At 63.4% G+C, this 24,576-nt stretch carries 14 protein-coding genes; 11 read left to right on the top strand and 3 right to left on the bottom strand.

Features of this window, described 5'->3' with window-relative positions:
* Window positions 1–7 precede the first annotated feature (7 nt).
* Complete coding sequence (locus LIY36_RS10635; protein ID WP_226455649.1) at window positions 8–4,561, bottom strand: hypothetical protein; 4,554 nt, start codon at window positions 4,559–4,561, stop codon at window positions 8–10.
* A 63-nt stretch (window positions 4,562–4,624) separates the two neighbouring features.
* Window positions 4,625–9,082 (bottom strand): DUF4329 domain-containing protein, encoded by a 4,458-nt coding sequence (locus LIY36_RS10630; RefSeq protein WP_226455648.1) that lies wholly within the window; start codon window positions 9,080–9,082, stop codon window positions 4,625–4,627.
* 266 nt (window positions 9,083–9,348) lie between these two features.
* Between LIY36_RS10630 and urtA the strand changes: the two genes are divergently transcribed.
* From urtA to ureC, 11 genes are all read left to right on the top strand, one after another.
* Entirely contained in the window at window positions 9,349–10,614 is a 1,266-nt protein-coding gene (urtA, locus tag LIY36_RS10625) for an urea ABC transporter substrate-binding protein (protein ID WP_226455647.1), read from the top strand.
* A 158-nt stretch (window positions 10,615–10,772) separates the two neighbouring features.
* The gene (urtB, locus tag LIY36_RS10620) at window positions 10,773–12,275 is read left to right on the top strand and encodes an urea ABC transporter permease subunit UrtB (RefSeq protein WP_226455646.1); all 1,503 of its coding nucleotides are present in this window, start codon (window positions 10,773–10,775) and stop codon (window positions 12,273–12,275) included.
* Window positions 12,275–13,342 carry an urea ABC transporter permease subunit UrtC gene (gene urtC / locus LIY36_RS10615; protein WP_226455645.1) on the top strand — a complete coding sequence of 356 codons (1,068 nt, stop codon included), beginning with the start codon at window positions 12,275–12,277 and terminating at the stop codon, window positions 13,340–13,342. The genes urtB and urtC overlap by 1 nt, the downstream gene beginning before the upstream one ends.
* Window positions 13,339–14,172: an urea ABC transporter ATP-binding protein UrtD gene (gene urtD, locus LIY36_RS10610; protein ID WP_226455644.1), complete on the top strand. Its 834-nt coding sequence runs from the start codon at window positions 13,339–13,341 to the stop codon at window positions 14,170–14,172. The genes urtC and urtD overlap by 4 nt, the downstream gene beginning before the upstream one ends.
* Window positions 14,173–14,305: 133 nt before the next feature.
* Window positions 14,306–15,004 (top strand): urea ABC transporter ATP-binding subunit UrtE, encoded by a 699-nt coding sequence (urtE, locus tag LIY36_RS10605; RefSeq protein WP_226455643.1) that lies wholly within the window; start codon window positions 14,306–14,308, stop codon window positions 15,002–15,004.
* A 31-nt stretch (window positions 15,005–15,035) separates the two neighbouring features.
* A complete protein-coding gene (locus LIY36_RS10600) occupies window positions 15,036–15,869 on the top strand; it encodes an urease accessory protein UreD (protein WP_226455642.1) in 834 nt (277 codons plus the stop codon).
* Window positions 15,870–16,046: 177 nt separating this feature from the next.
* A complete protein-coding gene (locus tag LIY36_RS10595; RefSeq protein WP_010213535.1) occupies window positions 16,047–16,349 on the top strand; it encodes an urease subunit gamma in 303 nt (100 codons plus the stop codon).
* A gap of 9 nt (window positions 16,350–16,358) precedes the next feature.
* The gene (locus LIY36_RS10590; protein ID WP_226455641.1) at window positions 16,359–16,871 is read left to right on the top strand and encodes a GNAT family N-acetyltransferase; all 513 of its coding nucleotides are present in this window, start codon (window positions 16,359–16,361) and stop codon (window positions 16,869–16,871) included.
* 5 nt (window positions 16,872–16,876) lie between these two features.
* The gene (locus LIY36_RS10585; RefSeq protein WP_226455640.1) at window positions 16,877–17,410 is read left to right on the top strand and encodes a GNAT family N-acetyltransferase; all 534 of its coding nucleotides are present in this window, start codon (window positions 16,877–16,879) and stop codon (window positions 17,408–17,410) included.
* Window positions 17,407–17,712 carry an urease subunit beta gene (locus LIY36_RS10580; protein ID WP_017737512.1) on the top strand — a complete coding sequence of 102 codons (306 nt, stop codon included), beginning with the start codon at window positions 17,407–17,409 and terminating at the stop codon, window positions 17,710–17,712. The genes LIY36_RS10585 and LIY36_RS10580 overlap by 4 nt, the downstream gene beginning before the upstream one ends.
* Window positions 17,713–17,841: 129 nt before the next feature.
* Complete coding sequence (gene ureC, locus LIY36_RS10575; protein ID WP_226455639.1) at window positions 17,842–19,542, top strand: urease subunit alpha; 1,701 nt, start codon at window positions 17,842–17,844, stop codon at window positions 19,540–19,542.
* On the opposite strand, the gene LIY36_RS10570 is transcribed toward ureC, so the two are convergent.
* The gene (locus LIY36_RS10570; protein WP_226455638.1) at window positions 19,527–24,524 is read right to left on the bottom strand and encodes a dermonecrotic toxin domain-containing protein; all 4,998 of its coding nucleotides are present in this window, start codon (window positions 24,522–24,524) and stop codon (window positions 19,527–19,529) included. The genes ureC and LIY36_RS10570 overlap by 16 nt on opposite strands.
* Window positions 24,525–24,576 lie beyond the last annotated feature (52 nt).

The following is a 24,576-nucleotide window of genomic DNA, read 5'->3' as shown; positions in this document are numbered from 1 at the left end:
CGGGTGTTCAGAATTCGTCTTTTTCAGGGTGCGTCGGCTGCACCTGGATCGGTGGCGGCTGCTCGTCGACACTGAGCGTCCAGTTCACCTTCACCACACCTTTGCGTGTCCAGTAGTCATCTGTATCGAGTACATCGAGCACACCATCGGTCGCTAATCGAGCGACCCATGCCGTCGGCGCGTAATCGTCCGGGCCGAAGAACAACTGCCCGGTAAACAGGTCCTCCTCTTGCGGGTAGAACCCGGGCACATATTTGAGCAGTGCGCCTTGGCGTGTGGACAGATAACAAAAAGCACCTTTCACCCCGCCGACCTTCAACAGGTTTCGATAGAAGCCCAGCTCGTCCCGAGCAACAAAATGCTCGCCGAGCTGCTGGTCTGCGGGGGCCCAATCGCGACGTGCCCCCATCGTTTTGTAAAACACATGCGCCGCCAGCAACTGAAAACCTGCCGGATACGCCGGCTTCGGCGGCGAAGGCCCGAGCAGGGTGTCCGCATACAAAAACAGACGCTGCGGTACCGGCGACTCAATCCCCTCATCCTTGAGGGGCTCAGCGGCGACATACAGGGTTTGCCTTTCATCGACCAACACCAGGCCTACGAACGCATGACGCTCGAAACGACCGGCGCGATGACGGGCATGCCGTGCGGCATCGTCAGGATGGCAAAACAACGGACCGAATCTCAGCGCCGCAGCGCGGGACACAACCGGCGCAGGCGAATTCATTCGCCATTGCGGGCTGACGGCACCCGGCGTGTGCCAAAGGCCGCTGGTGACTAACACTGTCATTGGCCAGGCTGCCGCCACTTGTCGGACGTATGCCTGGGGCTTGAGTGTGCCGGCCTGCAAGCGCGACCACGCGGTAGCCACCTGCGGCACGAACGCTTGGGGGTCGCGCCGCTCGAACGTGAGCCAGGCACCATCGGTGCAGCCCAGGTAAATCGGCAAGTAGCCCTGGCCGTTCGGCCCCTTGAGATTCACCACGCGCGCCAGGTCCCGTGGGCTGACGAAATGGGGATAGATCGGATCGCTGGCGAGTATGTCAGGCTGCACAGGAGGGCAAAGGTAAAGGCCCTGTACGTCATACCCCTGGGGCGCCAACCCATCGACGAACACACGATCGAGCGTCAACGCCGCGTCGGCGGCCACCAGGGGAAAACTCCCCAGGTAATGCGCGGCCTTGCGCGCTTTCAAGATCAACCCGAAGACCAGGTGCCGGCGCTGGGCGGCCTGGCGATGCAGGTAATGCAACAAGTCCGGCAACTGCACAAACACTGCACTGGTGCCCGTGTCCATCATCACCGGTTCCAATAGGTCCTGCGCCGTACCGGGCTCCCACTGTCTGATCTGGCGGGGGCGTCCCCACACGGCGCTGCCTTGCACCACGCGAAGCATACCGGCACGCGCGACGCGGTTGACGTATTCCACCGGCGTCAGTTGGCAATCACGCAGGGCCTGTTCCAGTCGGTTGTCCTTGGGATGATTGCGTGAAGCACTGGCCACTTGGCTGGCCAGTGAATGCTCCAGCGCACCGCCCCTGACGGTGTAACAGAGAATGGCACCGTCGGTGCAGAACCGGTATTCGCAGCCAAGGGTGTGTTTGAGGGGGACAGTCGAAGGCCGCAGCACTGCGCCGAGAAAATCGCTGGCGAACATGTCCAGGTACACCGCGCGCTGCACGTCGGCAAGACCGAAGGGCGGCTCACACGCGACGGCCGAATGGTAGCGCGCCACGGCGGTACTGGCCGCCAGAAACCGGGCCTGGTTGACCAGCTCGTCCAGGCGAATCCAGCTCGGCGCAAAGTCTTCCACACCCACCGGCAGCGGCTCTGTGGCCGTGAACAAGCCATCGCTGCGGCGCAGGATCAACCCACCATAGACACGGTCACGTCGGCTGCCCAGCGTAAACAGCGCATGCCGCGCGGCGTCGTCCTGGGAAATAAACACTGGCCCCAACAGGCGCCGGGCCACCTGCGCAAACGGTGTCCAAAGAGCGCCGACCGGCCCTGACACATCCCAATAGTCACTGGTGACCAGCACCGACAACTGCCCACTCTGGGCGACCTGCTGCACCAGGCTATGGGGCGTCAGGGTCAAGGCGAGTTTTTTCGCCAGCACCTGTTCATCCACCTGGCCCGACTCATTCTTGAACAACGGATGCGGATCCTGCTGCGTGCGGTACTCCAGCAGCGCACCATCGAGTGTCGACAGGTACAACGGCAACGGTGCAAGCCCGACACCACGGCGAACACCTTGTTGGTCGTACAGCGCAGCATAAAAGTCCAGCGCACCGATAAAGTGTCGAGCCAGCCAGGCCTCTTGTCCCATCACCCCGTGGGGCAACCCACGTGCCGAGTAATACACGGCATGCACCTGGAACGTTGCGGTGAGTGCCGTCGCGCCAAAACGACTGGCGTGGTACAGCCTGTCCAGGCGTGGGCCACCAACCGTCTGCGTGGCCACGAACTCATCACGCGCCTGGTGTTTGAGTACCAGCCCCAGGCCACAATGGTCCAGGCCATAGCGGCTGCGCCAATGGGTGCAAGCGGCCTCCACGGCTGCGCGGGCCGAGGTGTGGACCGGGCCGAGCTGCGGCTGGCCGGGCACCTCGGCCAGGTCTGCGGCGCCGGCCGGGACCCAACGGCTGTCGAGCGGCCCGGGCGGGCCCCATATGCGATTGCCGACCACCACGCTCAGTAAGCCGGACAAGGTCATTTCGCTGACCACGTCGCTGGGCACCAGCGTGCCGTCGTTCAACGCCTGGAACAGGCGGCTGCCGCCCTCACCGGGTTGTGCACGCTCCAGCAAGCGATGCGTCATATCCGGCAGGTAGGGTCGATAAGCCAGCAGGCAGTCCGCCGAACCTGACAGGTAAGCCACCGGCAGGCCAGGCATTGCCAGGATCCGCTGGATGTCGGTGTCCATGAACATCTGCGCCCCCACCCGCGCCTCATCACCCTCCCAATGGCCGTGGTAATCATCCAGCCAACGCGAGCTGTACACCCCATGCAGCACCTGTCCCGACGTCAGGGCAACCGGCAATCCCGAACGGTCGGCCGGGAAATAGCGGTGGAAGTCAAAGCGTTCACCTTTGAATGCCATGGGTTCGGTAGCAACAAAGCGCTGGTCGTCACGCTTCAAAATCAAGCCGAGATAACCGCGCTCGCGACGGCTGCCAATCCGTTCGTGGGCATGCCGGGCCGCATCATCCGCCTGCACAAAAGCCGGGCTCAACACAGGCCGATGCAGACCCGCGTAAGGCTGCCAGTCACGCCCGACCCTGGCGGCGACGTCCCACAGGCTGCTGGTCTTGAGCACATGCAACTGGCCTGTGCTACGGAGCTGCCGCACAAAGTCGCTGGGGGTCAGCGCGCCTTTATCCAGGTCGGCTTGCAAGCCATTGTCAATCGGTTGGGTGGACGAATGGAGCGGGTTGAAAAATGGCATTGGGGCCTGAGGGTCCGCCACGGTGTAGCGCAACTGCGCTCCGTCGAAGGTACTCAGGTAATACGTAAAACCCTTCTTTTTCAGGCCATGGGCCAACCACAGGGCTTCAGCCAGCATCCGTGGTGAAAAAAAGCGTTCGTACAGCCAGGGTTCCTTGGCCGTCTCAGGGGCGGGCCTGTCCGGGGCAAAGCTGTAGACGCCGACGATATCGCATTGGCACGAGTAGATAAGGCGACCATCAGGGGTTGTCGGAAATACCGCGGCCGGATCAAACGGGTTCGCGCTCACCGCAACGGGCTCGGTGACCATGTAGTTCTCAACGTGTTGGTGCTTTAGCAAAAAGCCAATCTGGAGCACTGTCGGATGGCGCATCATCAACGGGTGTGCAAAAGCCAGGGCCGACGCCGCATCCGGAAAGATCGGGCTCACCCACGGATCAGGGGTCGCAGGGACCGGGTCGGGCACATACGCTTTCCATTTCGGCGTCAATGTGCCGCGCCATCCCGCCCAAATGGCAGACGTCACGATGACCTTGAGCTGACCAAAGTCCCTCAGACGGCGCACATATTCCTCGGCCGATGCCTCCAGCACCGGTTCGGGTTCTGCGTGTATCCGCGCGTTCAGCCTGTGGAAGTAATCCGCCACACCGGGTCGGTCGATCAGCCCGAACCTCACAAGTGAGCCCTCAGGCCCAATCCGGTAGAACACCACGCCAAGCTGGATACACGACACTACCGCCTTGGCCGGCGCAACACTCTGCTGCAAAGCGATGCTGTCCGCTGACCACGCTGGGCGCAGCCTGGCGATTTGCGCGTGCCGATCAATGTCGAAAAAGTAATAGCCCACATACCGATACCCTGCGGGCAACCGACGGTCCCTGCTGCTCTCCATGCTGATCGCGTCTTCGAACAACAACTCATCGAGCGAACCACGAAGAGGTGCCGAGGCATAGCAACGGCCATCATCCGCATTGAGAATGTAGCCGCCCTGAGAATAGGCTGCCTGCCGATCGACCTGGGCGAGCGCATAACGCGCCGCGTCATCGCAAGCCGCAAAAGCCGGGCTTAATGTATGCAATAACCGCTGTGCGGTGATTGTCTTGAGGTTGTCCATTACCTTTTATCCTTGACGTTTTTTTGCGCGTGTTTGAGGTCCGTGTACACCCGGCAACTCAGTTCAAAGCTCATCTTTTTCGGGCGCACCCGGCGTCACGCCGTTTTGAGGCAGCCCCTCCTGCCCCAGTGCACCGCGTCTTGCCCAAAAGCTGCCTGCGTGCACAACCCGCAACTCGCCGATGCGTGCCAATTCAGCGATCACCCAGGAAGGTTCGGGCGCAAACTGTGTGTACCCATGCTCCTCGGACCATTTGCCGGTGGTGGCCAGCAGGTTGTATTCCGCGTCGCAGAAACGCGGGGTGTAGCGCAGCAGCGCACCATCGCGGGCGCTCAGGTAGAACGCGTCGATGGACAGGCCATCGCGGGTCAATTGATGGATGTAGTACGCCAGTTCGCGCCATGACACGAAGTACTCGCGGTAAGGGTCCTCAGCCACGGCGGGCGGCTGGTCGAGGCCGGCATGAAACACCAGGTGCGCCGCACACAACCGATAGCCCTTGGGCCATTGCGCCCCGGTAAACACCCGTGGCGCCATCGTGGAAGGAAAGCCCGCATCCACCACCGGCATCATCGCAACCCAACTGCTCGCCGCAGGATTTTCCAGCAGCGCCCCCAGGTATTGCGTACCGCTGAAGCGTCCGATGCGCCCATGCACGTAGCCCACCGCGTCATCCGCATGCGCATGGATCGGCCCCAAGCCCCCTTGCGTGGCCCCACCCTGCGGCCAGTTCACGCTGGACACCAACACGGTCAACACGCCGGCCGCCCGCATGCGCTGGATAAAGTCGGCCGGACGGAGTAACCGCAAACGCAGTTTCAACTCATCGCCGTAGCCGACAAACCGGGGGTCTCGCACCACAAACCGCAGCAGTGCGCCGTCTGCGCAGGACAGGTACAACGGCAGGCTCTGGCGCGTACTCGTGGCGTGTACTTGAAACATCGCCTCGATCAGGTCGGTGGGTGAAAACAACCCCTGATAAATCCCGTCGCTGCTTTGCTCACGGCCCTCGGGATAAAACCCCGCCGGCCGCGAAACGCACAGATACAGACCCGCCAACTGGTAGCCATAGGGATAACCGGCATCGCTGAATACACGGCGCCGCGCCAGCCTGGAACCCGCATCGCTGACCGGCAGGGTCGCAGTGTATTGGCCGTTGTGCCGAGCCTTGAGCACGTAGCCAAAGCGTAATTCGGTACGCTCCATCGGCAGGCCATGCACGTGCCGCGCAGCGTCGTCGGCCTGGCTGAACAGCGGGGTGCACGCCGGATCATGGCGCGCCATGGGGTAACCACGCGCCGTCGCCACCTCCGACACCAGCGGGTGCCACCCCGCCACCACGCCCTGCGGGCCCCATAACGGGCTGCCGATCACCACCTGTAAATCAAAGCTGTCGGCCACGCGGTTGACGTAATCAATCGGCATCAGTTCGGCGTTGCGCAGTTGGCGCTCCAGCGGGCTGTCCAGCCAGTCATGACGGTGGCGAGGCTTGAGCTTGAGCTGAGCCGCGCTGATCAGCGGGTTGTCCACCTGGAGCGCGCCGAGCAGGCGCAAGAGTGCACCGTCACTGGCCAGCAAATAGTGATACTGCCTGGCGGACGCGTCCTCTATCGCCTGGGCCAGTTGCCGAGTGGAAAACATCGTGCCGTACACTTTGGCCTGGACCGGCGACAGAAACAGCGGCACCACCCTTGCAGGCCGAGATACGTAGCGCGCCACCACCGAGGTGCGTACCGGGTACAGCCCGCGAGTCACCAGCTCATCCGGAAACACCCACGCGATGTCGAACACTTCATCCCGCACTTGCAGCGGTTCGGTGGCGACAAACCAGCCATCGTCGCGGCGCAGGATCACGCCACCGTAGTGCAGCGCCAAGTCGGTGGGCACCCGTTGCCGCACATACCGAGCCGCGTCGTCCATCGACACAAAGGCCGGGCTCAGGCGACGCCGCTCAAGAAACCGGTAGGGGCTCCACAACCCGGAGACCGGCCCCTCGCGATCCCAGCACGGGCTTGTGCGGATCACCCGTAACGCCCCGGACATCGCGAAACGCCGCACCACCTGCACCGGCAGCAAGGTCCCGGCATTCAGCTTGGCCTGCATCACCTCGGCCGAATCCCCCTCGCTTTGCGCCTCGAACAGGCCACGGGTAGACGGCGACTGGTAACGCAGCAAGGCGCCTTCCGGCGTGGCGATGTACACCAACGCGCCATGGGGCGGCATCGGTGCATTGAGCCGGGCCTGGGCGATGGCCGTGTTCAAGTCTTGCAGGCCGATGAAAAAACGCTCCAGCCATGTTGTCGACGTACTGCTTGCCCACGGCTGGGTGTAGAACAGGCCATGACAGCTGAAACCCGCCGGCAAGGTGTCGCCGTACAGGCCCGACAGTGACAACAGCGGTGACTTGCGGGTAACGGGGATCGGCTCGCTGGCCAGGTACTCATCCTTGTGATCGGCCTTGAGAATGAAGGCGAAATAGCGGCTGACGTGCTGTTCACCAAAGTCCTGCAAGTCGCGCTCTTGCAGGTCGAGGGCGGCGGCGTCGGCACTCGCGAACAGCGCGCCGTGGCTCACTGGCTGCGGTCGTTGATAGTCGAGCACCTGGGTGAATGGCGCCCAATCCGCGTCAAGCGTGCCAGCCGGCCCCCACAGCGCGTTGCCCTGCAGTACCCGCAGCGTGCCGCCTTCGGTCAGCTTGCGCACCACATCCACCGGTTTGAGCGAGCCGTGGGCAAGGTTGCGTGCGATCGGGCTGTCACCGGTCTTGGAGTCGGTTATCCATTGCGCCCGCCACTGTGCCGTGGACTCGCCCAATTGATAGGCCAGCAACCCCTCCTGGGCGCAAGAGAGATACGCCATGAGCCGATGGTGCAACAACGCTTCGATATCCTGGTCGTGGAACATCTGCGCATCCACCTGCGTATCCTCGCGCCGCCAGGCGGGTTGCGCCAAGGCGCTGGGCTCAAACACCGAAATCGCCGGGCGCGAGCCATACACGGCATGCCGCTGGTGACCGGCGTGCAACACGATCGGTTGGCCTTGGCGGTCCTTGGGATAGGGCCCGCCCTCGGTAAACGGGTGGGTACCGACGGACACTGGCGCGGTGATCACGAAACGGCCGTCCTGACGTTTGAGCACCAAGCCGCCATACGCATGCCCACGCAGTGCGTCGATGCGTTCATGGGCATGGCGTGCGGCATCGTCGGCCGTCAGGAACGCACGACTGAGGGCCGGCAACGAAAAATCCGCATAGGGTTGCCACTGCGGGTCGACCACTCCGGGGCGGTCCCACAGGGCACTGGTTTTTTCCACACTCAGCTCACCCGCTGCCGCGACTTGCCGCACATAGTCACGGGTCAGCCGTTGCCCACTCGACAAGGCCGCCTGGATGCCGTGGTCGATGACCTCACCGTGCTCATCCCGGGTGAATAACTCGGATTCGGCCGCCGAGCCTGAAAAACGGTAGCGCAATACGGCCTCATCGCGCATGCGCAGGTACAGGGAGGCGCCCAACGTGGGCTGCCCGCCCTGACTGTACTGACGAAATCGTGCGATGTGGCCGGCCAACTCGGGCGGGCTGACAAAGTTCTTGTAGAGCCAGCCCTCCAGCGCCGGGTAGTGCCCAGGCAAAGGCCGGGAATGGACGTAGATGCCGTGCAGGTGCCAGCCCGCCGGCAGCAATGGCAGTGCATCGGGCGTCTGCGGCTCGCTGGCCACGTAACCTTCGCCCGCCGTCTGTTGCAGGATCAACACCTGTTGTCGCGCCGCAGGTGTGCGCTGGATCAGCGACCAGGCATAGGAGAACACCTCAAGCTTGTCGTTGAACACCGGGCCGCAGGCGACTGGCAGCGCGGCCGCACTGAACGCCCGGTAAGGCTGCCAGTCGGCCGGCACCGCACCGATCGAACCACCCCAGGCAGCGCTGGAGAGCACAAAGGTCGGTTGCCCCACCGACGCGAGCTTTTTGTAGACCCCCTCCAATGTTCCATCGTGAGCGTGCACCGACTCCCACGGGCCATTGGTCTCGAGCCAATGCACAAACCCGGCCTCGGCCGCCGAGCCGCTGGGCTGGTACTTGAGCAACGCGCCATCCGGCCCGGACAGGTACGCCGCGGCAAAGCGTGCACGGTCCTGATAGTTGAAGCTGATGTCCGGGACCGAATAGAAGCTCATGAACGCCCTGGCCTGTTGCTGCGTCCAACGCGGGTTCTGGTGCTGGGTCGTCGCCAACGTATCGGGATGGGAGTGCAGGCTGGCGACAATGCGATAGCCGACCGGGTGGATAAACTCCCCGGACGCACGGTCGCGGTCCAGCAGCCGGTTCCAGTCGAAAGACGTCGCCTTGCCCATCACCGGCTCGCTGGCGACAAACCATCGATCCGACAGGCGCTGCAGGATGACGCTCGCGTATTCGACGCTACGCCGCGCGCCAATGCGCTGGTGGGCCCAGCGCGCAGCATCATCGCTGCTGAGAAACGCGGGGCTCAGTCGGCCCGGCTTGGGGAGGAGTTTTTCGTCCATGAATGCACCTGAAACCTGAAAATGAAAGGTGCCCACCATCCTGATCCCGTGCCTGCGACGCTGGCGCTACATAGTTAAATCGTGCACGCACCATGACGGTGCCCATCGCGCACCAACGCCGCCGTCCGGCGCCTATTCAGTGCGCGAGCCGCGTACCGCCATCTGCCCGCAGGCCCCAGCCACGCCCTTTTCGAAAGCAGGCACAGCCTTTGCAATCGCCCCTGTATCTGTCCAACAACAACACTTGGGTTCTCGGAGATCGCACCATGAAGCGTCGCAGCTTGATCAAGGCTTTCACTCTTTCGGCATCCATCGCCGCCATGGGCATGACCTGGACCCTCCAGGCCGCCGAGACCATCAAGGTCGGCATCCTGCACTCGTTGTCCGGCACCATGGCCATCTCCGAAACGTCGCTTAAAGACATGGCGCTGATGACGATCGACGAGATCAACGCCAAGGGCGGCGTGAACGGCAAGATGCTCGAACCCGTCGTCGTGGACCCCGCCTCCAACTGGCCGCTGTTCGCTGAAAAAGGCCGGCAGTTGCTGACCCAGGACAAGGTCGCCGTGGTGTTCGGCTGCTGGACCTCGGTGTCGCGCAAATCCGTATTGCCGGTGTTTGAAGAACTCAACGGCCTGCTGTTCTACCCGGTGCAATACGAAGGCGAAGAGATGTCGCCGAACGTGTTCTACACCGGCGCAGCGCCGAACCAGCAGGCGATCCCGGCGGTGGAATACCTGATGAGCGAAGAAGGCGGCAGCGCCAAGCGCTTCTTCCTGCTGGGCACCGACTACGTGTACCCGCGCACTACCAACAAGATCCTGCGTTCGTTCCTGCATTCCAAAGGCGTGGCAGACAAAGACATCGAAGAGGTCTACACCCCGTTCGGCCACGCCGATTACCAGACCATCGTCGCCAACATCAAGAAGTTCTCCGCCGGCGGCAAGACTGCGGTGATCTCCACCGTGAACGGCGACTCCAACGTGCCGTTCTACAAAGAGCTGGCCAACCAGGGCCTGAAGGCCACCGACGTACCCGTGGTGGCGTTCTCGGTGGGCGAAGAAGAACTGCGCGGCATCGACACCAAGCCGCTGGTGGGTAACCTCGCGGCGTGGAACTACTTCCAGTCGGTGGAAAACCCGGTAAACAAAAAGTTCGTCGCCGACTGGAAAGCCTACGCCAAGAAACACAACCTGCCGGGCGCCGACAAAGCCGTGACCAACGACCCGATGGAAGCCACCTACGTGGGCATTCACATGTGGGCGCAGGCGGCGGAGAAAGCCAAGTCCACCGACGTCGACAAAGTGCGTGAAGCCCTCGGCGGGCAGACGTTTGCCGCACCGTCGGGCTTCACCCTGACCATGGACAAGACCAACCACCACCTGCACAAGCCAGTGATGATCGGCGAGATCCAGACCGATGGGCAGTTCTCGGTGGTGTGGCAGACCCAGGAACCGATTCGTGCCCAGCCGTGGAGCCCGTACATCCCGGGCAACGACAAAAAGCCGGACTATGCGGTGAAAAGCAACTAAGCCCTACCTCGGTTCAACTGTGGGAAGGAGCTTGTGTGGGAGCGGGCTTGCTCGCGAAGAGGGAGTGTCATCCAGTACACCTGATACTGATACACCGCATTCGCGAGCAAGCCCGCTCCCACATAAAGCCAGTCCGCGCATGATCAGGACACTTTGTTATGCCTACTGCCCTGTACCGTTTCATTATCACGGCGCTGCTGTTGCTGCCTCTGGCCGCACACGCCAGCGACGCCGAAGATTTCATCAACGCCAACCCGGCCCAGCAAGCCAAGCTCCTCCAGGACTGGGCCGCCCAGCCCGACCCGGCGCGCATCGAATTGGTCGACGCCCTTGAACAAGGCCAACTCAACCTCAACGGCGAAACCAAAACCGTACGCCTGAACAACCGCCTGCGCGGCTTGATCGACAACGTGCAAGCCAGCCAGCAACTGCTCGCCGCCGACCCCAAGGTGCGCCTGGCCGCGGCCCAGACCCTGCAAAAAAGCGCGCAACCTGCGCAGCTCAAATTCCTCGACCAGCGGGTCGCCGCCGAAACCGACGAAGACGTGCATACCGCGCTGAGCCTCGCGCTGGCCAACCTGCAACTGGTCGACGCCGACCCGGTGGTGCGCCTCGCCGCCGTGCGCCTGCTGGGCAGCACCGGCGACCCGCTGGCGCGCACGCGCCTTGAAGCGCTGCTCGCTCCTGGCGTGGAAACCGATGCCGCCGTGCACACCGCCGCCGAGACCAGCCTGGCCCAGGTCAAACGCAAGCTGATGTTTGGCGAGATCCTCGGCCAGGCCTTCAGCGGCATGTCCCTCGGCTCGATCCTGCTGCTCGCCGCCCTCGGCCTGGCGATCACCTTCGGCCTGCTCGGCGTGATCAACATGGCCCACGGCGAGATGCTGATGCTCGGCGCCTACTCGACCTACGTGGTGCAAATGCTGATGCAGCGCTACCTGCCGCAGGCCATCGAGTTCTACCCGCTGATTGCGCTGCCGGTGGCATTTTTCGTCACCGCCGCCATCGGCATGGCGCTGGAGCGCACGGTGATTCGTCACCTGTACGGCCGCCCCCTGGAAACCCTGCTCGCCACCTGGGGCATCAGCCTGATGCTGATCCAGTTGGTGCGCCTGGTGTTCGGTGCGCAGAACGTCGAAGTGTCCAACCCCGTGTGGTTGTCCGGTGGCATCCAGGTGCTGCCCAACCTGGTGCTGCCATACAACCGCATCGTGATCATTGCCTTCGCCCTGTGCGTGGTGGTGCTGACCTGGCTGCTGCTGAACAAGACGCGCCTGGGTCTCAACGTGCGCGCCGTCACCCAGAACCGCAACATGGCGGCGTGCTGCGGCGTGCCCACCGGGCGTGTGGACATGCTCGCGTTCGGCCTCGGTTCCGGCATTGCCGGCCTGGGCGGCGTGGCGCTGAGCCAGATCGGCAACGTCGGCCCGGACCTGGGCCAGAGCTACATCATCGATTCGTTCCTGGTGGTGGTATTGGGCGGCGTCGGCCAGTTGGCCGGTAGCGTGATGGCCGCGTTTGGCCTGGGGATCGCCAACAAGATTCTCGAACCGCAGATCGGTGCCGTGCTCGGCAAGATCCTGATCCTCGCGCTGATCATTCTGTTTATCCAGAAACGCCCGCAGGGACTCTTCGCACTGAAAGGACGGGTGATCGACTGATGAACCAACCATTGATGCTCACGGCCACGCAAAAGGCCGGCCCCAAGGTGACGATTGCCGTCGGCGCCGTGATCCTCGCGCTGCTGCTGGCGCTGCCGTTGCTCTCACTGCTGCCAGCCGACAGTGCCTTTCATGTGTCGGCCTACACCCTGACGCTGGTGGGCAAGATTCTCTGCTACGCCATCGTCGCCCTCGCCCTGGACCTGGTGTGGGGTTACGCCGGCATGCTGTCCCTCGGCCACGGTTTGTTCTTTGCCCTGGGCGGCTACGCAATGGGCATGTACCTGATGCGCCAGGCGTCCGGCGATGAATTGCCGGCGTTCATGACGTTTTTGTCGTGGACTGAATTGCCGTGGTACTGGGCTGGCACCGACCACTTCCTCTGGGCCCTGTGCCTGGTGGTGCTGGCCCCCGGTTTACTGGCGCTGGTGTTCGGTTTCTTCGCCTTCCGCTCACGGATCAAGGGCGTGTATTTCTCGATCATGACCCAGGCGCTGACCTTCGCCGGGATGCTGCTGTTCTTTCGCAACGAGACCGGGTTTGGCGGCAACAACGGCTTCACCAATTTCCGCAGCATCCTCGGTTTCGGCATTACCGAACCGGGCACGCGGGCGGTGTTGTTCGTGGCCACGGTGCTGCTGCTCGTGACAAGCCTGTACATCGGCTGGCGCCTGGCGCAGAGCAAGTTCGGCCGGGTGCTGACCGCGCTGCGTGACGCCGAGAACCGCCTGATGTTCTGCGGCTACGACCCGCGGGGGTTCAAATTGTTCGTGTGGGTGTTGAGCGCGGTGTTGTGTGGCCTGGCCGGGGCGCTGTATGTGCCGCAGGTGGGCATCATCAACCCCAGCGAAATGTCACCGACCAACTCCATCGAAGCCGCCGTGTGGGTCGCCCTCGGTGGGCGCGGCACGCTGATCGGCCCGCTGCTCGGCGCCGGTGTGGTGAACGGCATGAAGAGCTGGTTCACCGTGGCGTTCCCGGAATATTGGCTGTTCTTCCTCGGGGCGCTGTTCATCATCGTCACCCTGTACCTGCCCAAGGGCGTTATCGGCCTGCTGAAGAAATGAGGAACGTCATGCTGGAACCTATTTTCGACGCAGGCAGCGGCCGTGAGGCCATCGGCCTTGGCCAGGTCGCGGGCAAGGGCCTGAACACCCGCCACGGCACCATCCTGACCCTGGAAGACATCAGCGTCAGCTTTGATGGTTTCAAGGCGCTCAACAACCTGAACCTGTACATCGGCGTCGGCGAATTGCGCTGCATCATCGGCCCCAACGGCGCGGGCAAGACCACGCTGATGGACGTGATCACCGGCAAGACCCGGCCCAGCCACGGCACCGCCTGGTTCGGCGAAAACCTCGACCTCACCGGCATGAGCGAAGTGCAGATCGCCCAGGCCGGTATCGGCCGCAAGTTCCAGAAACCCACGGTGTTCGAAGCCTTGAGCGTGTTCGAAAACCTGGAGCTGGCGCAGAAGACCGACAAATCCGTATGGGCCAGCCTGCGTGCACGCCTGAGCGGCGAGCAGAAAGAGCGCATCGACGAGGTGCTCGACACCATCCGCCTGACCGCCTCGGCACAGCGCCCGGCGGGGCTGTTGTCCCACGGGCAAAAGCAGTTCCTGGAAATCGGCATGCTGCTGATGCAAGACCCGCAACTGTTGCTGCTCGACGAACCTGTGGCGGGCATGACCGACGCCGAAACCGAGTTCACCGCCGAACTGTTCAAGCGCCTGGCGGGCAAGCATTCGCTGATGGTGGTGGAACACGACATGGGGTTTGTCGGCTCGATTGCCGACCACGTCACCGTGTTGCACCAGGGCAGTGTGCTGGCTGAGGGGTCGTTGGAGCAGGTGCAGGAAAACGAGCGCGTCATTGAGGTGTACCTCGGTCGCTAACCCAGACAAGCACTTGCTTTATGTGGGAGCGGGCTTGCTCGCGAATGCGGTGTATCAGTCACTACACCTTTCACTGACACACCGCATTCGCGAGCAAGCCCGCTCCCACAAGGGATTTGAGGAGAATTGAAAGATGTTGCAAGTCGAAAAATTGCACCAGTACTACGGCGGTAGCCACATCCTGCGCGGGCTTTCATTTGATGTGAAAGTCGGTGAAGTCACCTGCCTGCTCGGCCGTAACGGCGTGGGCAAGACCACCTTGCTCAAATGCCTGATGGGCCTGCTGCCTTCCAAGGAAGGCGTGGTGAACTGGGAAGGCAAGGCCATCACCACGTTCAAGCCGCACCAGCGCGTGTATGCCGGGATCGCCTACGTGCCCCAGGGCCGCGAGATTTTCGGGCGGCTGACGGTGGAAGAAAACCTGCTGATGGGCCTGGCGCGCTTCCCCGGTGCCGAAGCCAAGGAAGTCCCGGCCTTCATCTACGAGCTGTTCCCGGTGCTGCTGCAAATGAAACACCGGCGTGGCGGCGACCTGTCCGGCGGCCAGCAGCAACAGTTGGCCATCGGCCGCGCGCTGGCCAGCCGTCCACGCCTGCTGATCCTCGATGAACCCACCGAAGGCATCCAGCCCTCGGTGATCAAGGAGATCGGCGCGGTGATCAAGAAACTCGCCGAGCGTGGCGACATGGCGATCCTGCTGGTGGAGCAGTTCTACGACTTTGCCGCCGAACTGGCCGACCAGTACCTGGTGATGTCCCGTGGTGAAATCGTGCAGCAGGGCCGTGGCGAAAATATGGAAAGCGAAGGTGTACGCGGCCTGGTTACGATCTAATCTGTAGCGTCCTAACGATAAGCACAACGACATGAACCTGCCCTCTGCCCTGTTCACCCCCAGCTGGCACGCCGAGCTGAACCTCGGCTACGCCCGCTTCGACGACACCACGCGCCCGGTGATGCGCCGCCACCTCGGCCCGCTGCGCGTGCAAAAACACCTGTACGCCGAAGGCCCCGAGGTGTGCCAGCACATCATCGTGCACCCGCCCGGCGGGATTGCCGGCGGTGACCGCCTGGACATCAGCGCCCACGTCGGCAGCGGCGCCTGGGCGCAATTGACCAGCCCCGGCGCGGCCAAGTGGTATCGCGCCAGCGGCCCGGCGTTTCAACAACTCGAGCTCACGGTTGAAGCCGGCGCGACCCTGGAATGGTTGCCCCAGGAAACCATCGTATTCAGCGCGGCCCAGGCCGAACTCACCACGCGCATCGCGCTGCAGGGCGATGCACGCCTGTTCTACTGGGACGTGATCGCCCTCGGCCGCCCGGCCAGCGGCGAGCGTTTTGACCTTGGTCACTTTCAATCGCACCTGGACATCCGCCGCGACGGCCAGTTGCTTTGGCATGAGCGCCAGCGCATTGTCGGCGCCGACGCTTTGCTCGACTCGCCGATCGGGCTGGACGGGCAACCGGTGTTTGCCACGTTGCTGCTCACGGGTGACATCGACCCCGACCTGCTGGAAACCTGCCGCACCCTGCCCCATGCGGTACGCGGCGACCTGACCCAATTGCCCGGCTTGCTGGTGGCCCGCTGCCTGGCCGCTGAGGCGCTGTTGGCAGGGGCATGGTTGATTGACTTATGGAAACTGTTACGCCCAGCCGTACTGGGCCGAGAAGCAGTTGCACCGAGAATCTGGAGCACATGACGATCCAAATGTGGGAATCGGTTTGTGTGGGAGCGGGCTTGCTCGCGAATGCAGTGTGTCAGTCAATGCATCTGTTGCTGATCCACCGCATTCGCGAGCAAGCCCGCTCCCACACAAGCTCACTCAACATTTGATCTCGGGTGTATTTGAGAATGTATTGATGAAGGATCTTGAACCATGGACCTGACCCCACGGGAAAAAGACAAATTGCTGATCTTCACCGCCGGCCTGGTCGCCGAGCGTCGCCTCGCGCGTGGCGTGAAGCTCAACTACCCGGAGACCATCGCCTACATCTCCGCCGCGCTGATGGAAGGCGCCCGCGATGGCCGCACGGTGGCCGACCTGATGCACTTCGGCACCACCCTGCTCAGCCGCGAACAAGTGATGGAAGGCATCCCGGAAATGATCCCGGACATCCAGGTGGAAGCCACCTTTCCCGACGGCACCAAGCTCGTCACCGTCCACCAGCCCATCGCGTGAGGCACGGCCATGATTCGTGATGCACTTGAAAGCGACCTGCCGGCGATCCGCGACATCTACAACGATGCGGTGCTGAATACGACGGCGATCTGGAACGAGCACCCCGTGGACCTGGCTAACCGCCAAGCCTGGCTCAACGCACGCCAGGCGCAGCGCTATCCGATCCTGGTGTCGGTGGAAAACGGTGAAGTCACCGGCTACGCCTCGTTCGGTGACTGGCGGCCCTTCGAAGGCTTCCGCTACAGCGTCGAGCACTCGGTGTACGTGCGCAACGACCAGCGCGGCAAGGGCCTTGGCCCGCTGCTGATGCAAGCGCTGATCGAGCGCGCGCGCAGCGCTGGCAAACACGTGATGGTCGCCGCCATCGAAAGCGGCAACCAGGCCTCGATCCGCCTGCACGAGCGCCTGGGCTTCGTCACCACCGGGCAGATGCCGCAAGTGGGCATCAAGTTCGGCCGCTGGCTGGACCTGACCTTCATGCAACTGGCGTTGAACCCGGGTGCCGAGCCGCCCAAGGAGTGAGAGCGATGAGCGCTACACAACTGCGTCGAGTCAATGCTGAAAGTTTTGCCCACTACCGCCTGGGCTTGATCGAGCTGTTGCTGGACGCGGTGAGGCATGGCGCGTCGGTCGGGTTCATGGCCGACTTCGACGAGGCTCAGGCCCGCAGCTATTTGAACGGCGTGCAGGCGAGCATCGAAGACGCCAGCCTGTTGCTGTGGGTGGTGGTACGCGATGAACACGTGATCGCCAGCGTGCAATTGGCGCTGTGCCAGAAGGCCAACGGGTTGAACCGCGCCGAGGTGCAAAAACTGCTGGTGCACAGCAGCGCACGGCGCCACGGCCTCGGCCAACAGTTGATGAACACCCTGGAACTCGCCGCACGCCAGTACAAGCGCGGCCTGCTGTACCTGGACACCGAGGCCGGCTCACCGGCCGAAGCGTTCTACCAGTCGTTGCGCTACACCAAGATCGGTGAGTTGCCCGACTACTGCCAAAGCCCGGACGGGCGCTACAGCCCGACCGCCATCTACTTCAAGACCCTGGGGCAACCCTCATGATTCCTGGTGAATATCAGATCCAGCCTGGCGACATCGAACTCAACGTCGGCCGCCGTACGATCAGCCTGAGCGTGGCCAACAGTGGCGACCGGCCGATCCAGGTGGGTTCGCATTACCATTTTTTCGAGACCAATGACGCGCTGACGTTTGACCGCGCGGCGAGCCGTGGCATGCGCTTGAACATTCCGGCGGGGACGGCGGTGCGGTTTGAGCCGGGGCAGAGTCGCGAGGTGGAGTTGGTGGATTTGAGTGGGGGCCGGCGGGTGTTTGGGTTTGCCGGGCGGGTCATGGGTGATCTTTAGGGCCTCTTCGCGAGCAAGCCCGCTCCCACATTTTGACCGCGTTCGCTTGAACAACACCGACCCCATGTGGGAGCGGGCTTGCTCGCGAAAGCAGTCTCACATTCAACACAAATATTTCAGGGCAACCACATGAAAATCAGCCGCCAAGCCTACGCCGACATGTACGGCCCCACCGTCGGTGACAAGGTCCGCCTGGCCGACACCGAACTGTTCGTCGAAGTCGAACAGGACTTCACCGTCTACGGCGAAGAAGTCAAATTCGGCGGTGGCAAGGTCATCCGCGACGGCCAGGGCCAGAGCCAATTGCTCGCCAGTGAAGTGGTCGACACCCTGATCACCAACGCGCTGATCATCGACCACTGGGGCATCGTCAAGGCTGACGTCGGCCTCAAGAACGGGCGCATCCATGCGATCGGCAAGGCCGGCAACCCGGACATCCAGCCCGGCGTGACCATGGCCATCGGCGCCAGCACCGAAGTGATCGCGGGCGAAGGCATGATCCTCACCGCCGGCGGCATCGACAGCCATGTGCATTTCATCTGCCCGCAGCAGATCGAAGAAGCGCTGACCAGCGGCGTCACCACCATGATCGGCGGCGGCACCGGCCCGGCCACCGGCACCAATGCGACCACCTGCACCTCGGGCCCATGGCACCTGGCGCGCATGCTCCAGGCCAGTGATTCGTTCCCGATGAACATCGGCTTCACCGGCAAGGGCAACGCCAGTTTGCCGGAGCCATTGATCGAACAGGTCAAGGCCGGCGCCATCGGCTTGAAGCTGCATGAAGACTGGGGCACCACCCCGGCGAGCATCGACAACTGCCTGAGCGTGGCCGACGACTACGACGTACAGGTGGCGATCCACAGCGACACCCTCAACGAGTCGGGCTTCGTCGAAACCACCCTAGCCGCCCTCAAGGGCCGCACCATCCACACCTATCACACCGAAGGTGCCGGCGGCGGCCACGCGCCAGACATCATCAAGGCCTGCGGCTTCCCCAACGTGCTGCCCAGCTCGACCAACCCGACACGCCCGTTCACCCGCAACACCATCGACGAACACCTCGACATGCTGATGGTCTGCCATCACCTGGACCCGAGCATTGCCGAAGACGTGGCCTTCGCCGAAAGCCGCATCCGCCGCGAAACCATCGCCGCCGAAGACATCCTGCACGACCTCGGCGCGTTCTCCATGATCAGTTCCGACAGCCAGGCCATGGGCCGCGTCGGCGAGGTGATCACGCGCACTTGGCAGACCGCCGACAAGATGAAAAAACAACGCGGCCCGCTGCCCGGCGACCGCCCCGGCAACGACAACTTCCGCGCCAAGCGCTACATCGCCAAGTACACCATCAACCCGGCGATCACCCATGGCGTGAGCCACATTGTCGGCTCCATCGAAGTCGGCAAGTGGGCCGACCTGGTGCTGTGGCGCCCGGCGTTTTTCGGTATCAAGCCGACCCTCATCCTCAAGGGCGGTGCGATTGCCTCCAGCCTGATGGGCGACGCCAACGCTTCAATCCCCACGCCGCAGCCGGTGCACTACCGCCCGATGTTCGCCAGCTTCGGCGCCTCGCTGCACGCCACCAGCCTGACCTTTATCAGCCAGGCTGCCCAGGACGCCGGGTTGCCCGCAGCCCTGGGCTTGAAGAAGCAGATCGCGGTGGTCAAAGGCTGCCGCGATGTGCAGAAAACCGACCTGATCCACAACGATTACCTGCCGGACATCGAAGTGGACCCCCAGACCTACCAGGTCAAGGCTGACGGCGTGTTGCTGTGGTGCGAACCGGCCGAGGTGCTGCCGATGGCCCAGCGTTACTTCCTATTCTGAGGCGTACGCCCCATCAAGCGGTCGGTCAGCCGGCGCAGGACGTTTTTGCGTTCCTCGCCGAGCTTGGCCATCTCGGCAAAATACTCGTCGTCGCGGATGTCCTGCAGGACCGCATACCGGTTAATCAATACCTCGCTCCTGGCGTTGACAGCCTCGAACTCAGCGGGAAACTCCGCCTGTACATAGTCGACCCAGAACGGTTGGTCGATGATGCCCTCGCGTAACAGCTCGCCACGCTCCAGCGCGACGACGCGCGTGTAGGCGTCTTCGATCATCGCGTCGGTGACGTCCGGTTCCCGGTACAACATGCCCGTCTGCCACGGCAGGTCCAGCCGATCGGCCAGCCGCGTGACATAGGCCAAATGAATTTCCACCTCATCGATACTGGGCACCGGGCGGCCCTGGGCGTCGACCTGCTGAATCAGGCCGCCCTCGCTGTCGTATTGGGGGAACGGGCGCCCCTGGTCGACCAGCTCACTCACCCGGGCATGGGCGATGCGTCCCAGCTCATCGAGCCGTGCCTTGCCCCTGGCCAGGTCCAACAGTTCCAACCGCTTCAAGTCAGGATTGGGCAGCAACAACGCCTCATGCAGCAGTACCTCGACCCCCATGGCATTGAACAACTGCGCCCCTGCATCGACACAGGTGGTGGGCGCCGCGGCCATCTGGAACAAGCGCTCGCGCAGGTCGGCACTACCCGCCATCGCCTCCAGCATGCGCCAGACCTTGGCGGTCAAGTCGATCTTGTACGCCTGCGGTCGTTGATCCAGGTGTTCGCCGAGCTTGCGGATTTCATCGAAAAACGGCTCGCTGTCCACCGCCTCTTCCAGGTCATTCCAGTCCATTTGCTTACTCAGCCACTGCTCCTGGGTCAGCCCACTCATCCAGTGCGCGCTGTCCTGGGCGCCGCGTGGCGGCAACCGTCGATCCGGGTCCAGGCCGACGGATTCGAGGTACAACTTGAGCTTGACGAGTACCTCGGGGGCCAGCCAATCCCGGGTCACCGCCGTCCTGGCCAGGACCCTTGCCCGCTCGGAACCGGGGGCAACGTCCGGGATGGCCGTGAGGCGGTTACCGGTCAGTTCCAACAGAAACTCCCGTGGCCGTGGGAAGGCAAATATTCCGACGGGCCACGCCTGCAAATCGCAACCCGACAGATACAGCCATCGCAGCCGTGGCATACGGCTGATGTCCACTGGCCTGGACAACGGGTTGCCCTGCAGCGCCAGCCATTCCATGCGATGCATGGCGCGGATCTGCAACGCAGCCTCCTGTGTGAGCACCACTGCGTTGTCGGACAGGTCCAGGCCTTCGATGTACCGCATGTCCGCACACACTTCGGGCAAGCGCGTCAGTTGGTTGCCCTCCAGGTTGAGGATGCGTAAGCGACGAAAAGCCGATAGAAATCCCGCCCCCTGATCGGTCAACCCGCACCCGGGCAAGTGAATGCTGGTGACATGGTCGAAGTTACCCGGCAATGGCGGCAGGGTTGCGATTTGTGCGCCCATCGCCGTGTCATTCAGACGTATCCGCTGCCCACGGTAGTTGCCCTGCACATCGACATCCCACTCACCGCTTTTGGCCCAGACCGCTTTAAGGGTGTCATACAGCCTGCGGCGGAGCCTGAGGGTCGCCCTGTCCCTGGGGCCGTCCACCAACCAGCGGCTCAAGACGCTGTCCAGTAGCTTGAACTCGGCTTCCAGCGCCTTGAGCCAGCTGTCATCTTCCAGGTTGCGGCCGCGCAGGTACTCCTCCATCTGCGCGGGGTTGATGGTGCGGTAGAGGTTCCTCACGCGCTCTTCGATGATCCCGCGCCAAGTGCCGTGCCCACGCCCGCTGAGGGGATAGCCCAAACGGTTGTCGGACAGGCGTTGCGGCCACCTGAACCAGGGTTTGCGTACCGACTGCATACCGAGCACCTGGCGCAGCCGCTCGCGGGGCAGGGCCTTGGCGATCAGCAGGTTTTTCAGCTGTTCGCCCTGCCCGACATGGGGCAAGCCGATCGCGTTGCGGTGGGCGTCGGTCAATGCATGTTGCAGGGCCCCGTACAGACCGTTCACTCCATGCAACTCCTGACCCTGGGCATCGAACGCCTGATACTGCCCCTCAGCGACCCGCACCAGCGCCTTGTACTGCGCGGCATCCGCCGCACCGAAACTGGCACGCAATTGGCCCCCCAGGCTGCCTTCGAGCACCTCCAGGCGCAGGCCATCGTGCCAACCGGGAAGGTTGGCCAGGCTGTTGAGCACCAGGGCTTCGGTGTCTTGGTTGGCCAGGGCTTCGAGGTAGAGCCCTTCGTATGCATGTATCAGCCGCACCCGTTGCTGCAGCCGTCGCGCTTGTTCCGCCAACCGCAACGGCACCCGCACTCCGCGCGCCAAGGCCGCCTGCTCTGCCGGTGTGGCGTCGGCCAGCATCTCGCGCACCATCAAGCTCGGTAGCCCCTTGAAGTCACGCTGCACCAACTTCACCGCCGCGTCGGTCATCGGTTCGGCAGAGGTGTACACGCTGCGCATCAGGCGGGAGCGGCAGTAGTGCGCCCGGGCCTGCAACTGCTGGCGCAAAGCGGCGGTCCGCGACGGCACGTCGCGCCGCGTTTGGCGGCCCACGAGGGTATCGAGCTCGGCTTCGTCGAGGAATTCAACGATGCGCCGGGGTAATTGCCCGGTCATCAGCTCGCGGCGGCTGACCGTCAGGGTGTCCGCCGCGCTCGCCAGGGCGTCGCCGTACCTGACCGAGGCCTCGTCCAGGCCAGCGTCCGCCAGTGCTTCGATCGCCTTGCCCGGCGGCCAGCCAGGCAGCTCGACGACCAGCGACGCCGCATAGCCGCACAGATCGGCGGGCAATAGGCCCGCACCGATCCCACGGGCCACTTCCATCGCAGCGTCGTAGGCACGGAACTGGCGAATCGTATCCAACAGCGCCGCCGGCACCGGTTCGCCGTCCACATGCAGGCGGCGCAGCACGTCTTCTTCTACGCCACTGACACGGCGGATCTGTTCCAGTTGCAGATCGCTGAACCCCTCCACCACCGGCCCCAGACGACGCATCAACGTCACCCCTTGCCAACTCAGGGGCTGCTCCAACTCGTGGTTCCAGGCGCCGTTGCCGTTCTCCACCAGTTGCGGTCGATAGGCATCGGGGCGACTGGGATGCTCGATGTAGTAACCCTCGCTCAGCGGGTCCTGGCGCACGCTGTAGCGCTTGCCCTCCAGGGTCAGAAAATGACGATCACCGACCTTGTGCAGCCCGCGTTCATCGCGAACCGGCTCACCGGGCAAAGGGCTCGTGTGCTCGTAGGCAGACAGGTCGGGGTTCCACAGGCGCGTCTTGCCGCTGGGCAATTGCACCGACTGCAGGTGTTCGATAAACGGCGACACCGTGAAGTGAAACACCGCCGCACCCGCCGCCAACTGCGCCAGGTTTTCCAGCACGTCGCTGATATGCGCCCAACCCGCCTCGCGGTCGCCCTGGCTGAGTTCGATCACACCGTCGAGCACTTCATAGAGCATCTGCCCGACCATCACCACCGACATCACCGCGCCCAATGGCGGTACGGCAATGGCCAGCAGGTTGACCGCGAACAGGCCGATATTCAGGTAATGCTGCAGGCGCAGGGCGCCGGCGGCCTTGTCGGCGTCGGCGGTGGGAATGGCCTGGGCGCGGCCGTCATCGAGCACACGCCGACGCATCGCGTCGAAGCGCTGCGGCCACAGGTCGAACTCGCCCCACATGCCGCCGATGGCGTCAGCATTGATATTGAACTCAGGGTCGGCGATCGGTACGCGCACCTGCGGTTGCGCCGCGCCGGGCAGGGAGTTGAGCGGTGCCAGCGACGGCGCGATGATCTTCGCGGCCAGTTTGCCCCACTCCGAACGCAGCCACTGCGCGGCGAACGGTTGCGGCGGCGCGTCCACCACCAGTTCGGTGAGACGACGGAAATAATGCGGCCGATCCTTGTAGGCAATGAACCGGCTGATAAAGCGCTGGTAGTCGTCCTGGCGGCCATTGCGGGTCTTGAGGCGCCGGCTCAGGTCATTCTGGAACTCGCTAAAGGAGGCATAGCGCTTGATGGGGTGATCGGGGTCATCGGGCAGATAGGCGATAAACCAATCCGAGTACCCGTATTTGACGCAAGGCTCGATGATCAGGCAATCGTGCAGGTGCAGGTTCATCAGACACGGCGTGCGGTACCACACCTGCTTGTCGCCGAGCATGATCGGGCGCTCGCCGGCGGCGACCCTGAGCAGCAGCGCATGGTCGTCGGCGCCGATATCACCCTTGAGCAGCGCGAGGAATGCCGCGGCCAACAGCGCGTCTTTCTGGTAGCGCAGGTAACGTTCGCGCAGGACACCTTCGGCCACAGTGTCCGACGGGTAGAGCAAGGCGTTGAGGTGGGCCTGGTAACGCGCGCCCAAGTCGAGTTGCCGGCACAACTGGACGAACGTGTCCAGGGGCATGGCAGTGGTGTCGCGCTCGAAGTGCCCGCGGGCGTCCGGCGCGGTGATAAACCCCGAGGCGACGTTGAAATAACCGGCGGCGGCCTCCCGCGCTTCGAAATTGTTCAGCGCCGCCTGCAACAGGGACAGGGTCTTGACCTGAAACCCCGCCGTGGCCACCCCGAACGCATCCTCGGCGGGGCTGTACAGGCGCAGCCAGGTGCGGTTCACATCCAGTGGGAAACCCGCGTCTTTGAGCGCCGCCTCCAACAAGGGTTGGCCGAAGGTCTGCACCGACTGCAGCTTGCCCAGGGTTTTCTCCAGCGCATTGAGCGATTCGCAACGCGCGTCCAGCAGAGCCTTGAGCTGTGCCTGCTGGGACTCGCTGCTCGCCGCGTACCATGCCGGCACCTGTGGCGACGTGTGCTTGAGCGCCTGCCGACGCTCGGGGGAGGATTGCACCAGGCAGGACGAGACCGCCTGGCGAATGAACGCATAATGCCGACCTTGCTCGCCAGGTCGTAGGGTTGGGGAATCAGGCATGGCATAACCAACTTTCAGGAGTGAAAGAAGGCCATCCTAGGCCGCGCGGTTT

Source organism: Pseudomonas sp. AF03-9, from assembly GCF_020515815.1.
In the GTDB taxonomy this organism is placed as follows: domain Bacteria; phylum Pseudomonadota; class Gammaproteobacteria; order Pseudomonadales; family Pseudomonadaceae; genus Aquipseudomonas.
This window is presented reverse-complemented; position numbering and strand designations above follow the sequence as displayed.